General features: G+C 54.8%; 7 protein-coding genes. 5 read left to right on the top strand and 2 right to left on the bottom strand.

All coding sequences use genetic code 11. The annotated features are described in order from the left end of the window. Positions 1-23: 23 nt before the first annotated feature. Together leuB and leuA are read right to left on the bottom strand one after the other, a co-directional pair. The gene (leuB, locus tag ABT56_RS21250) at positions 24-1,112 is read right to left on the bottom strand and encodes a 3-isopropylmalate dehydrogenase (RefSeq protein WP_047880927.1); all 1,089 of its coding nucleotides are present in this window, start codon (positions 1,110-1,112) and stop codon (positions 24-26) included. A gap of 2 nt (positions 1,113-1,114) precedes the next feature. Continuing rightward, complete coding sequence (gene leuA / locus ABT56_RS21245) at positions 1,115-2,665, bottom strand: 2-isopropylmalate synthase (protein WP_047880926.1); 1,551 nt, start codon at positions 2,663-2,665, stop codon at positions 1,115-1,117. A 564-nt stretch (positions 2,666-3,229) separates the two neighbouring features. On the opposite strand from leuA, the gene ABT56_RS21240 reads away from it, so the two are divergent. The 5 genes from ABT56_RS21240 (at position 3,230) to ilvN (ending at position 12,472) form a co-directional block, all read left to right on the top strand. Further along, a complete protein-coding gene (locus ABT56_RS21240; protein ID WP_047880972.1) occupies positions 3,230-4,564 on the top strand; it encodes an efflux RND transporter periplasmic adaptor subunit in 1,335 nt (444 codons plus the stop codon). After that, entirely contained in the window at positions 4,561-7,683 is a 3,123-nt protein-coding gene (locus ABT56_RS21235; protein WP_047880925.1) for an efflux RND transporter permease subunit, read from the top strand. Before ABT56_RS21240 ends, ABT56_RS21235 begins: the two co-directional genes overlap by 4 nt. 274 nt (positions 7,684-7,957) lie before the next feature. Then, entirely contained in the window at positions 7,958-9,766 is a 1,809-nt protein-coding gene (locus ABT56_RS21230; RefSeq protein WP_047880924.1) for an AMP-dependent synthetase/ligase, read from the top strand. 490 nt (positions 9,767-10,256) lie between these two features. Then, positions 10,257-11,975: an acetolactate synthase 3 large subunit gene (locus tag ABT56_RS21225; RefSeq protein WP_047880923.1), complete on the top strand. Its 1,719-nt coding sequence runs from the start codon at positions 10,257-10,259 to the stop codon at positions 11,973-11,975. Further along, positions 11,975-12,472: an acetolactate synthase small subunit gene (gene ilvN, locus ABT56_RS21220; RefSeq protein ID WP_047880922.1), complete on the top strand. Its 498-nt coding sequence runs from the start codon at positions 11,975-11,977 to the stop codon at positions 12,470-12,472. The genes ABT56_RS21225 and ilvN overlap by 1 nt, the downstream gene beginning before the upstream one ends. Positions 12,473-12,535 lie beyond the last annotated feature (63 nt).

The following is a 12,535-nucleotide window of genomic DNA, read 5'->3' as shown; positions in this document are numbered from 1 at the left end:
TGCTCTTGCTCCTTGCTGCGGGGTTAGATTTGGCGGATATACTGGGCGATCCTGTCACCCATCTCGCTGGTGGACAGCGCCTTGCCGCCACCGGCTAGATCTGCCGTCAGCTCACCGGCTTCCAGTGCCTGTGAGACGGCTTGTTCGATGGCTCGGGCTGCATCTTCTTCGCCAAGGCTGTAGCGAAGCATCAGGGCTGCCGAGAGGATCTGGGCAACCGGGTTGGCGATGTTCTTGCCAGCGATATCCGGTGCCGAGCCGCCCGCCGGCTCGTACATACCGAACTTGTCCTGATTGAGGCTGGCGGAGGGCAGCATCCCCATAGAGCCGGTGATCATCGCGCATTCGTCGGAGATGATGTCACCGAAGATGTTGGAGCACAGCATGACGTCGAACTGGGCGGGATCCTTGATCAGCTGCATGGTCGCGTTGTCGATGTACATATGGTTGAGGGTAACGTCCGGGTAGTCTTTGGCGACCTCTTCGACCACCTCCCGCCACAGGATTGAGCTCTGCAGGACGTTGGCCTTGTCGATGGAATAGACGTTCTTGTTTCGCAGCATCGCCGATTCAAAAGCGATACGGGCAATCCGCTCGATTTCGTAGCGGTGGTAGATTTCGGTGTCGAAGGCTTTCTCCTGCGGCCCCTCGCCCTCGCGCCCCTTGGGCTGGCCGAAGTAGATCCCGCCGGTCAGCTCGCGGACCACCACGATATCGAATCCTCGCTCGGAGATGTCGGCACGCAGCGGCGAGAAGGCCTCAAGGCCGCTGTGGATCTGCGCCGGCCGCAGGTTGCAAAAAAGCTGGAAGTGCTTGCGCAGCGGCAGCAGGGCACCGCGCTCGGGCTGGTCATTGGGGGGGAGGTGCTCCCACTTGGGGCCGCCGACCGAGCCAAACAGGATCGCATCGGCGTCCTCGCACCCTTTTAGGGTCGCCTCTGGCAGCGGGCAGCCGTGGTTGTCGATGGCGATACCACCGACATCATATTCGTTGCAGATCAGGGCAAAGCCGAATTTTTCCTGTGCCGCAGCCAGTACCTTTTCGGCCTGCTGCATGACTTCCGGGCCGATACCGTCACCCGGTAGAACGGCAATCTTGTATGTACCTGCCATGGTTATACTGTCTCCATTTTTGATTTCTGTTTGATTTCTGCAATCTGGTCTGCTTGATGGATGCTGTTGATCACATGCAGCAGGGCTTGCCCTGAGGCTTCGACGATATCGGTCGCCAAGCCCGTTCCGTGGTACTTGCGCCCTTTGTAATTGGCAATGATGTCGGCTTGGCCGAGGCCGTCCTCGCCTTCGCCCTTGGCGGTCAGGTCAAATTTGTCCAGCACGATTTCGTAGCCGGTCAGACGGTAGATGCACTGGTATAGGGCATCTACCGGGCCGTTGCCGACAGCAGCCTCGCATTCTTCCTCTTCGCCGCACTGTAGCTTGATGGTGGCCGTGGCCATGACGCTGCCGGACTGGACGCTGAGGTAGTTCAGTTTGTAGTAATCGTCTTCCTCGCGCAGGTTGACGAAGTGGACGAGGGCCTCGAGGTCGTAGTCGAAGACCTGCCCTTTGCGGTCAGCCAGCTTGAGGAAGTCTGTGTACAGGGTATCGAGATCATATTCTTGCTCTGTGTAGCCCATCGCATCCATATGGCTTTTGACGGCGGCGCGGCCGGAGCGGGAGGTTAGGTTCAGAACCTGGTTCTTCAGCCCGATGGATTCCGGGGTCATGATCTCGTAGGTATTCTTGTTCTTGAGCATCCCGTCCTGATGGATCCCCGACGAGTGGCTGAAGGCATTGGCCCCGACGATGGCCTTGTTGGCCTGAACCGGCATATTGCACAGTTGGCTGACCAGTTTGCTGGTGCGGTGAATTTCCTCGTGTTTGATATTGGTGTCTACGCCGAGGAAGTCAGCCCGGGTTTTGATGATCATTGCGATTTCTTCGAGCGAGCAGTTGCCGGCGCGCTCGCCGATGCCATTGATGGTGCCCTCGACCTGACGTGCCCCAGCCTGTACGGCAGCCATGGAGTTGGCGACCGACATGCCCAGATCATCGTGGCAGTGGACCGAGATAACGGCTTGGTCGATGTTGGGGACCCGGTCGAATAGCTGGCTGATGATCCCGCCGAATTCGCTGGGCAGGGTATAGCCGACCGTATCGGGGATGTTGATGGTCTTGGCCCCGGCACGGATTGCCGCTTCGACCATCCGGCATAGGTTGTCAATTGGGGTGCGGCCGGCATCCTCGCAGGAGAACTCGACATCGTCGGTGTAGTTGCGGGCGCGTTTGACTGCCGCCACCCCCATCTCGATAACGTCATCGTAGCTGCGACGCAGTTTGTCTTGGACGTGGACGGTCGAGGTCGAGATGAAGGTGTGGATCCGGAAGGCTTCAGCGACTTTCAGCGACTCGGCGGCCACGTCGATATCTTTGGCCACGGCTCGCGACAGTGCGCAGACCCGACTGTCCTTGATGTGTTTGGCAATGGTCTGGACGGACTCGAAGTCGCCCGGCGACGATACAGGGAAACCCGCTTCGATAACATCAACACCCAGACGTTCGAGGGCATAGGCGATCTGCAGCTTTTCTTTGACGGTTAGACTGGCTGGCAGCGCCTGTTCGCCGTCGCGCAGGGTGGTGTCGAAAATGATGACCTGATCTTTCATTGCTACATCCTTTTGTTGGCCTGCCTGTCTAGGCATTGTCTGCATCCGCTTGCGCCGGCCTTGATATGAAAAACCCGCGCATATTGCGCGGGTTTTTGAATTCTTAGTGGTGTTTCTCACCCATAAGCTACCCGCGCGAACTGGTCACGATAAGGAGGAGGCTTAGGAGGAGTGATGAGAAACGTATTTTCATAATTGAAATATATCCACAAACTTCATTAACAAATGAATACCAAATAGACAGCTTCGCCGTCAACCTCAAATTGCATGTTTATTGCTCTTTTTTGGGTATTCAATAGCAGAGTATGGCTATAGGCGGACAAAACGGGCTAGAGATATGCACATTAAGAGAGGCCGTTAGAGCTTGGTGTATGGTCAGGTGCGGCTTGTGCAATGTTGCGGTTGTGTTGTTTTTTTTGCGTTGGGCGTCTGGGAAGAACGGAGAGGATCACTAAAATTAATCATAGTTTTAATTACACTGAGGCCGGAAGGAAGACCGAATTGGCCGAGAACAACGTAAAACAGTTAACCCGTGGATATTGATACCAGAGGATGGTGGTCTGGATGCTAAAACCTAAGAAGCGTTTGATACTCCCGGCAGTGTTGGCTGGTGTGGTTGTTTTACTACTGGCGATGAATCTTCGCCCGTCACCGGAGGTGAAGTCGGTTGGGAGCAGGAGCAAGGCGGTCGATGTGATCACCTTGCAGCAGCAGCCTCTGGCACCGCAGGCGGTAGGGTTCGGTAGGGTTGCCCCCAAAGTGGAATGGCAGGCTGTCGCCGAGGTGACGGGCAAGGTGGTGTACCGTCACCCGGATCTGGCCAAGGGGCGGGTGATGGATGCCGGAACGATATTGTTGAAAATCGACCCCTTAGATTATGAGTTGCGCTTGGCTCAGGCCGAGGCCGATATCAGCTCCAGTCGGGCTCAGCTCGCCAAGCTCGCCCAGGAAGGCGATAATTTCCGGACCACCCTGAAGATTGAGAAAAACCGTCTGGCTCTGGGGAGAAAGGAGCTTGCCCGTAAACAAGAGCTTAGGCGAAAGGGGCTGACTTCGCAGTCAGCGGTGGATCTGGAGCAGCAGGCGATGCTGGCCAACCAGAAAGTGGTGCAGGATATTGAAAATCAGTTGGTTGTCCTGCCCAATGAAATCAAGGTCGCCCAAGCCCAGTTGGATGTAAACCAGTCTCGGCTGGCCGAGGCTAAGCGGTCTTTGGATAAAACGGTGATCACCCTGCCGGTTGATGCGCGGATCTCGAGTGTTGAGATTGAGCAGGATCAGGTCGTGAATACCCAGCAGGTGATGGTGACGGCCCACGGTATTGATACGGTCGAGATTGATGCTCAGGTTGCCCTCCATGATATGCAGGTACTGGCATCGAGCCTGACCCAATACACCGCCCATACCGACGGTAGGCCCCGTGCCGACCAGTTGGATCTCGTCGCCAGTATTGAGTTGTCGAGTGGTAGTTTTCGTCAGCGTTGGCCGGCACGAGTGGCACGGATCAGCGACACGGTCAGCGCCAATCAGGCCACCGTCGGGGTAATCCTCGAGGTCGATCAGGATTACAGTCAGCTGTCACCGGAGTCGGCTCCGCCGCTGGTCAACGGGATGTTTGTCGAGGCTCGGATTGTTGGTCAGGCTAATTCGCATTGGGTGGTGCCGGAGCGGGTTGTCCACGGTGGTAGCGTGTACCGGCTAGGAGAGGGCGACCGGTTGGAGATCCTGCCTGTCACCGTGCTGTTTCGCCGTGATGGTCTCGTTGTCATTGACGGTGATCTAGCGGCAGGCCAGTTACTGGTGGCCAATGATTTATTGCCGGCAGTGGCCGGAATGGCACTGCATGTCGTTACCCGTGACGGGCATTCGGTGGATGATAGCGGGGAGCCGGAATCATGATCCGTTATTTTTCTCGCCATCCTACCGCCGCCAATTTGCTGATGATGGCGTTGATCCTGTTTGGTATTGTCTCCTTGCCCAAGATCAAGCGCGAAACCTTCCCCGAGTTTGCCCCCCCTTACATTATCGCTTCGGTCGCCTACCCCGGGGCGACGCCGCAGGAGGTTGAAGAGAGCATCTGCATGCGGCTCGAAGATGCGGTGGATGGATTGGCCAATATTGTCGAAACCCGCTGTGAAGCTGTTGAAGGGGCCGCATCGCTGATCCTCAAGCTAGATAGCAGCGAGGTGGTATCGCGGATGCTGGTGGATGTTCAGACCCAGATCAATGCGATTAATGATTTCCCTGCCGAAATTGAGTCCCCGATTGTTCGTGAGCTGGATTGGAACGAGCCGGTGGTGGATGTGGCGATCAAGGCTGAGACTAGCCTGCCGCACCTTAAGGCTTATGCCGAGCAGTTGAAGCGAACGTTGAAGTTGGATTACGGCGTGTCGCTGGTGGAGGTCAGTGGGTTCTCAGATCACCAGATCCGGGTTGAAATCGATGAGGTGGCCCTGCGCCAGCTTGGCCTGAGTATCAATGATATTGCCAGCAAGTTGAGCCGGCAGAACGTCAAACTGCCGAGTGGCAATCTGGAGTTGGCCGACCGTAACTTCCTGTTACGGTTCGACGAGCAGAAGGTAACGCCCCAAACTCTGGCCCTGACCGTGATCGGGGCAGATAGTCAGGGTGGGGTGATTCGGCTGGGGGATGTCGCGACGATCACCGATCGGTTTGCTCTCGATGAGCAAAAGGTACTGTTCGACGGTGAGGCGGCGGCGATGCTGCGGATCAGCAAAAACAAAGCTGATGATGCCCTGCGGATCAAGGAGCGGGTGGTTGAGTTTGTCGAGGCCGAAAATCAACGGGCTCCGACGGGCGTCACGTTGACGTTGACCAATGATCTCTCCTCGCTGCTGTGGGACCGCCTGACCATGATGGTTAAGAATGGCTGGCAGGGGGTGGGCTTGGTCTTCGCCGTGATGTGGTTGTTCTTCTCGTTCCGCTACTCGTTCTGGATTGCCGCGGGCTTGCCGGTGGCTTTTCTTGGCAGCCTGTATCTGATGGCAACGTTTTCCCTGTCGATCAATATTATGTCGCTTGTTGGTTTGCTGATGGCGATTGGGATCATGATGGATGACGCAATTGTGATCTCAGAGTCGATCGCCTCGCATTTGGATCGCGGCCAGAAAATTCAGGATGCCGTTTACAACGGGGTACGTAAGGTGATGCCGGGCGTCGTGTCGTCTTTTCTGACGACGATTTGTATTTTCGGCAGCCTGATTTTCCTCGAGGGGGAAATGGGGGCGGTGCTGCGGGTTGTGCCGCAGGTATTGATCCTGGTGTTAACGCTGAGTTTGATTGAGGCCTTTCTCATCTTGCCTAACCACCTCAGCCATTCGTTACAGCGCCAGTCGGCGGAGCGGCGGTCCCCGCAGTGGAAACAGCGCTTTCTGGCTCGGTTTGACCATTTCCGCAACGGTACCTTGGTCCGCTGGGTCGGCCGTGTGGTCGAATGGCGCTACCTGTTCGTCGGCGCGGTGATCGGCCTGTTGTTTGCCTCGTTTGCCTTGCTGGCCGGCGGTGTGCTGAAGTTTGTCGGTTTTCCTGAGTTGGACGGGGATATAGCCGAGGCGCGGATTATTCTGCCACCGGGGTCGACGTTGGGGCAGACCGAGACGGTCGTGGCGGAAATCGTCGCGGCGGCGGTAGCGCTTGATCGTGAGTGGAGTGTCCGCAATGAAGGTGGCGAGCCATTGGTTCGCAATATTACCGAGCATTACAACTTCAACGCCGATGCCGATGAGAGTGGCCCCCATGTGGCGACAGTGCGGTTGGATCTGCTCAGTGCCGAGATCCGCACCAGCTTGATTGACGAATTCATTGCGGCATGGCGTGACAAGGTCGGGGAACTGGCCATGCCGATAGCTCTGGTGTTCAAGCAACCGGCGATGGGGCCGGGGGGACGGGCTATCGAGATCCGAATGCAGCATGATGATTTGGCTATGCTCAAGGCGGCATCCATTGATACCCGTCAGTTTCTCAATGAGTTTGCCGGTGTTTCCGGGGTGCTGGACGATATGCGGATGGGGAAACCCGAGGTGCTTATTACGCTGCGTCCCGGCGCCGAATCATTTGGTATTGATGGCCAGATGATCGCTTCCCAGCTGCGTGCTGCTTATTTTGGCCAGACCGCAGACGAGATCCAGGTAGGGCCTGAGAATATCGAGATTGAGGTGATGCTCAACAAAGGACGGGCGGCTAACTTGCAGGCACTGGCAAGTTTCCCGGTGATTCTGGCTGACGGTAGCCAGATTCCACTGGCATCGGTGGCTGTGCTGGAGCACCAGCGCAATTATGTCAGGATCCAGCGTATCAACGGGATGCGAACGCTCAGTGTCTATGCTGACTTGCAAGAGAGCGTGATCAGCTCGACCGAAGTATTGCGCCAGTTTCGTAGCGAACTGATGCCCCGTTTGCTGGCTAACTATCCGGGCCTGAGGTTTGATTTTGAGGGGGCGGCCAAGGATACCGCCAAAACAGGGCAATCAATGGCTGTTGGGTTCGCGCTAGGGATCTTTGGGGTCTTTGTGATCCTAAGTTTCCAGTTCCGGAGTTACCTTGAGCCTTTCGTGGTGTTGTTGGCGATTCCGTTGGCATTGATCGGAGTGTTGTGGGGGCATGTGCTACTCGGCCACCCGCTCAGTATGCCGAGCTTGATGGGCTTTGTGTCGCTGGCAGGTGTCGTCGTCAACGATTCTATCTTGTTGGTGCAGTATATCCGTTATCACCTCGACGAGGGCGACGAAATCAAGCGGGCTGTGGTGCTGGCCAGCCGCGAGCGTTTCAGGGCGGTGTTCTTGACGTCGTTGACGACGGCGGCAGGCTTGTTGCCGCTGATGCTCGAAACTAGCCTGCAGGCGCAGGTCATTAAGCCGTTGGTGATTTCGATTGTGTTCGGGATTTTCACCTCTACCTTGTTGGTGCTGTTCATGATCCCGGCCGCCTACGTGATCCTTGCTGATTTCAATCTTGTTCAGCGGCACGAGGCTTTGATACCGAATCTGTCTGATCATTAGGTATGTCTGGCTATATTCTGTTGTAGAACAGTGTGATAGTGGCTTGGTGATAATTTGTATAGCTTGCCAGCCTAGATAGTCAGACGTATTTTCTTACATTTTGCATAGTGGCTATTTGAACATGTTATTCCCCCTGTATTTGCAGGGGTTTTTATAGAGGTCATACCAGAATAATGATGAAATTGTGATGATGCAGAGTTGCCTTTTTCAGCATGGTAGGTAGACTCCCGTGCGTACTAGGCTTACAGGTGTAAGCTAAATTGGCAGAGTAGTTATGGCTAAACGTGAATTTCATATCGTAAACCGCCTTCGTGCCCAGATTGAACGTTTGGGTGAGCGGGTTGCATTGCGTCATCAGGTGGAAGGTACATGGCAGGATATCAGCTGGACTGAGTTTGGTGAGCAAATCCACCAGTTGGCGCTGGCGATGCTGGGCCAGGGCCTGAACATCCAAGATAAGATTGGTATCTTCTCTAACAATATGCCGCGCTGGACAGTGGCGGATTTTGCAGCGTTGTACAACCGAGCGGTTACGGTACCGATTTATCCGACTAACACGCCACAGCAGTCTGCCTATATCATCAATGATGCTGAGGTGCGTATTCTGTTCGTCGGCGGTAAGAGTCAGTTGGATGCGGCGCTTCAGATTGCGGATGAGTGCCCGCGTCTTGAGCGTATTATCGTGATGGCCGAGGGGGTGACGCTTCCTGAGCATCCGTTGGTAATAAGCTATGACGATTTTGTTGCCAAGGCCTCGGTAGATTGTGAGCCAGAGCTGGCGGCACGTCTGGATGCCACGGCGATGGATGATCTGCTGACCTTGATCTACACCTCTGGTACCACAGGTACGCCGAAAGGGGTCATGCTTGACTACGCCAATATAGCCTCGCAGATCGAAGGCCATGATCAGAAGCTGGCATTGGCTGAAGGCGATGTATCGCTATGTTTCTTGCCGTTGTCGCATGTGTTCGAGCGTGCATGGACCTTCTACGTCCTGCATCGTGGCGGGATCAACTGCTACCTGTCTGATACCAATTTGCTCAAGGAAGCTCTGGCAGAAGTGAAGCCGAACGTGATGTCGGCGGTGCCACGCGTTTATGAGAAAATCTATTCGGCGGTACACGATAAAGTCGCCCGGGCCCCGTTCCATCGCAAGGTGATTTTCACCTGGGCGGTCAATATGGGGGCGCGGATGGCGTTGGCGCGTCAGGAGTGCCGCGAGCCATCGTTCATGCTCAAGAAGAGCTATGCCTTGGCAGACAAGCTGGTGCTGTCCAAGCTGCGCGCGCTGTTGGGGGGCAACATCAAGTTCATGCCATGTGGCGGTGCTAAGCTCGACGAGAGCATCGGTCGCTTTTTCCACGCTATTGGTATCAACGTCAAGCTGGGTTACGGCATGACCGAGACCACGGCGACAGTATCATGCTGGGATGATCGCTGCTTCAACCCTGACTCCATCGGTATGCCGATGCCGGGAGCCGAGGTGAAGATTGGTGAAAATAACGAGATTCTGGTACGTGGCCCTATGGTCATGCGCGGTTATTACAACATGCCGGAAGAAACGGCCAATAACTTCACTGAGGATGGTTTCCTGAAAACCGGTGATGCTGGCCATATCGACGAAAATGGCAATGTTTTCATTACCGATCGCATCAAGGAACTGATGAAAACCTCGGGCGGAAAGTACATTGCCCCACAGGTGATCGAAGGAGCCATCGGCAAGGACCACTTCATTGAGCAGATCGCGGTGATTGCCGATACCCGCAAGTTTGTGTCGGCTCTGATCGTACCGTGCTTCGAAACGCTTGAAGAGCATGCCCGTGAGCTGAATATCAAGTATCAGGACCGCCTGGAGCTGATTAAGCACAACCAGATCATCGAGCTTATCGAAAAGCGGGTTGTGGAGCTGCAAAAGGATCTGGCCCGTTTCGAGCAGGTGAAGAAGTTTACCCTGCTGCCGAGCGCGTTCTCGATGGATAATGGTGAGCTGACGCCGACTCAGAAACTTCGCCGCAAGGTAATTCAGGATCGCTATCATCAGGAAATCGAGCGCATGTATGAGGAGAGCCATAAGAAGGCTTAATCTCAGGCTATGTGCCAATCATGATTTATGACAGGGAGCTTCGGCTCCCTTTCTTTTTGTCTGCGGGTTATGAACCGGCATCATGGCGAGGGGATTTTACTATCAGCTAGCGCGATATCCTCGTATTTCAAGGATAACCGGAGGAAGATCTTATTCACGAGGTGCATGGTGTGACGAATCCGGTGAATATTTGCTCATTTCAGGACAAAGTTGTTAACTGATGGCGACCAATAGACATATTTGCTAAAAAAGCGTTACAGTTGTTGCGATTCGCTGTTTGGCGTTATGACGTCAGGCAGCCACATAGTGAAGTACGGTGTATTTCATTCTTAGGCTAAAAATAAGCCCTAACTATGTACTGCTGATCTGTATAGCACAGCATAGATGCCGGACGTCGGATGTTGTCGGTATCTGGCTCTGACTCCGTGTTCGAGTAGGCAACGGAGTTGGAATGGCTGTACGGGGGCAGACGCGACCTGGAGGCAGAAATATGGAAATGTTGTCCGGCGCTGAGATGATCGTCCGCTCGATGATCGATCAAGGCGTGAAGCATATCTTCGGATACCCCGGCGGTTCGGTATTGGATATCTACGATGCCCTGCATGAGAAGAGTGACATCGAGCATGTTCTGGTTCGACATGAGCAGGCAGCGGTACACATGGCCGACGGCTATGCACGTGCCACGGGCGAAGTGGGCGTGGTCTTGGTTACCTCTGGACCGGGTGCGACCAATGCCATCACTGGGATTGCAACTGCGTATATGGACTCCATTCCCATGGTTGTGCTCTCTGGCCAGGTGATGAGCAATCTCATCGGCAACGATGCCTTCCAGGAGTGTGACATGGTCGGGATCTCCCGTCCGGTCGTGAAGCATAGCTTTTTGGTCAAAAATCCCGAGCAGATCCCTGAGATAATCAAGAAGGCATTCTATATCGCATCCAGCGGCCGCCCCGGCCCGGTGGTCATTGACATCCCGAAAGACATGCTCAACCCCGCAGATAAATATCCTTATCAGTACCCAGCGTCCATTGCGATGCGCTCTTATAACCCCACGACTAACGGCCACAAGGGGCAGATTAAACGCGCGCTCAAGGCCTTGCTTGCTGCCAAGAAGCCTGTTTTGTATGTCGGCGGCGGTGCCATCATGGCTGATTGTAGCGAGCAGCTTCTGGCCTTGGCTGAGCAGCTTGATTTGCCGGTGGTCAATACCTTGATGGGGTTGGGGGCTTTTCCGGGGAGCCATGAAAAGAATTTGGGTATGCTGGGGATGCACGGTACTTATGAGGCCAATATGGCCATGCATAATTCGGATTTGATCTTTGGGATCGGCGTTCGTTTTGATGACCGTACCACCAATAATGTGGCTAAATATTGCCCTAATGCCACGGTCATGCACATTGATATCGACCCGTCCTCCATTTCCAAGACTATTGCCGTCGATATTCCTATTGTCGGCTCGGCGGACACCGTGCTCGGCAACATGCTCAAGATGCTCGGCGAGATGGACGGGGGCAATGATAACGAGGCGATTGCCTCTTGGTGGGAGGAAATAGAGAGCTGGCGTGCTCGGCAATGCCTCGGGTATCAGGCTGACAGTGAGCGGATCAAGCCACAGCAGGTTATTGAAGTACTGCATAAGCTGACGGGTGGGGATGCCTACGTGACGTCGGACGTTGGCCAGCACCAGATGTTTGCCGCACTCTACTACCCATTCGACAAGCCGCGCCGCTGGATCAATTCCGGCGGGCTTGGCACGATGGGTTTTGGCCTGCCTGCCGCAATGGGCGTTAAATTCGCGTTGCCGGATGCTGAAGTTGTTTGTGTCACGGGAGATGGCAGTATCCAGATGAATATCCAGGAGCTCTCCACTGCGCTGCAATATGATATCCCGGTCAAGATTATTAACCTCAACAACCGTTTTCTCGGGATGGTGAAGCAGTGGCAGGACATGATCTATCAGGGACGCCATTCCCATTCCTATATGGATTCGGTGCCTGATTTTGCTGCGATTGCTGAGGCCTACGGCCATGTCGGGATGCGGATCGACAATCCAGCAGAGCTGGAAGGGCAGCTTGAAAAAGCCTTGGCGATGAAAGACCGCCTGGTATTTATCGATATTAGTGTCGATGAGACAGAGCATGTTTACCCGATGCTGGTTCGGGGCGGGTCAATGAGCGAAATGTGGCTCAGCAAAACGGAGAGAACATAATGCGTAGGATCGTATCGGTATTGCTGGAAAATGAACCGGGGGCGTTATCCCGGGTTGTTGGGTTGTTCTCCCAGCGAGGCTACAACATCGAGTCGTTGACTGTGGCACCGACCGATGACCAGACATTGTCCCGTCTCAATATCACAACCAATGTTGAGGATGACGCCGCCTTGGAACAAATAGAAAAACAGCTGCATAAGCTGATTGATATTCTTAAGGTGTGCAATGTGACTGAAAGTGAGCATGTTGAACGTGAATTGATGCTGGTTAAGGTCAAGGCCAGTGGTTTTGCCCGGGCGGAGGTCAAGCGGACGGCTGATATTTTTCGTGGTCAGATTGTCGATGTCACTAGCCAGATCTATACCATTCAACTGGCGGGCACCGGTGATAAGCTCGATGCATTTATTGCCGCTGTCGGCGAGGCAACAGAGATTATCGAGGTCGCCCGCAGTGGGGTGGTCGGGATAGCCCGCGGTGAGCGGGCGCTGAAAGCATAGAAACGAGCGTATTCATCATCCAGCGACAAGCCCGGGGTTGCCCGGGCTTAATTATATGGTCCG

Source organism: Photobacterium aquae, from assembly GCF_001029445.1.
Lineage (GTDB): Bacteria > Pseudomonadota > Gammaproteobacteria > Enterobacterales > Vibrionaceae > Photobacterium > Photobacterium aquae.
This window is presented reverse-complemented; position numbering and strand designations above follow the sequence as displayed.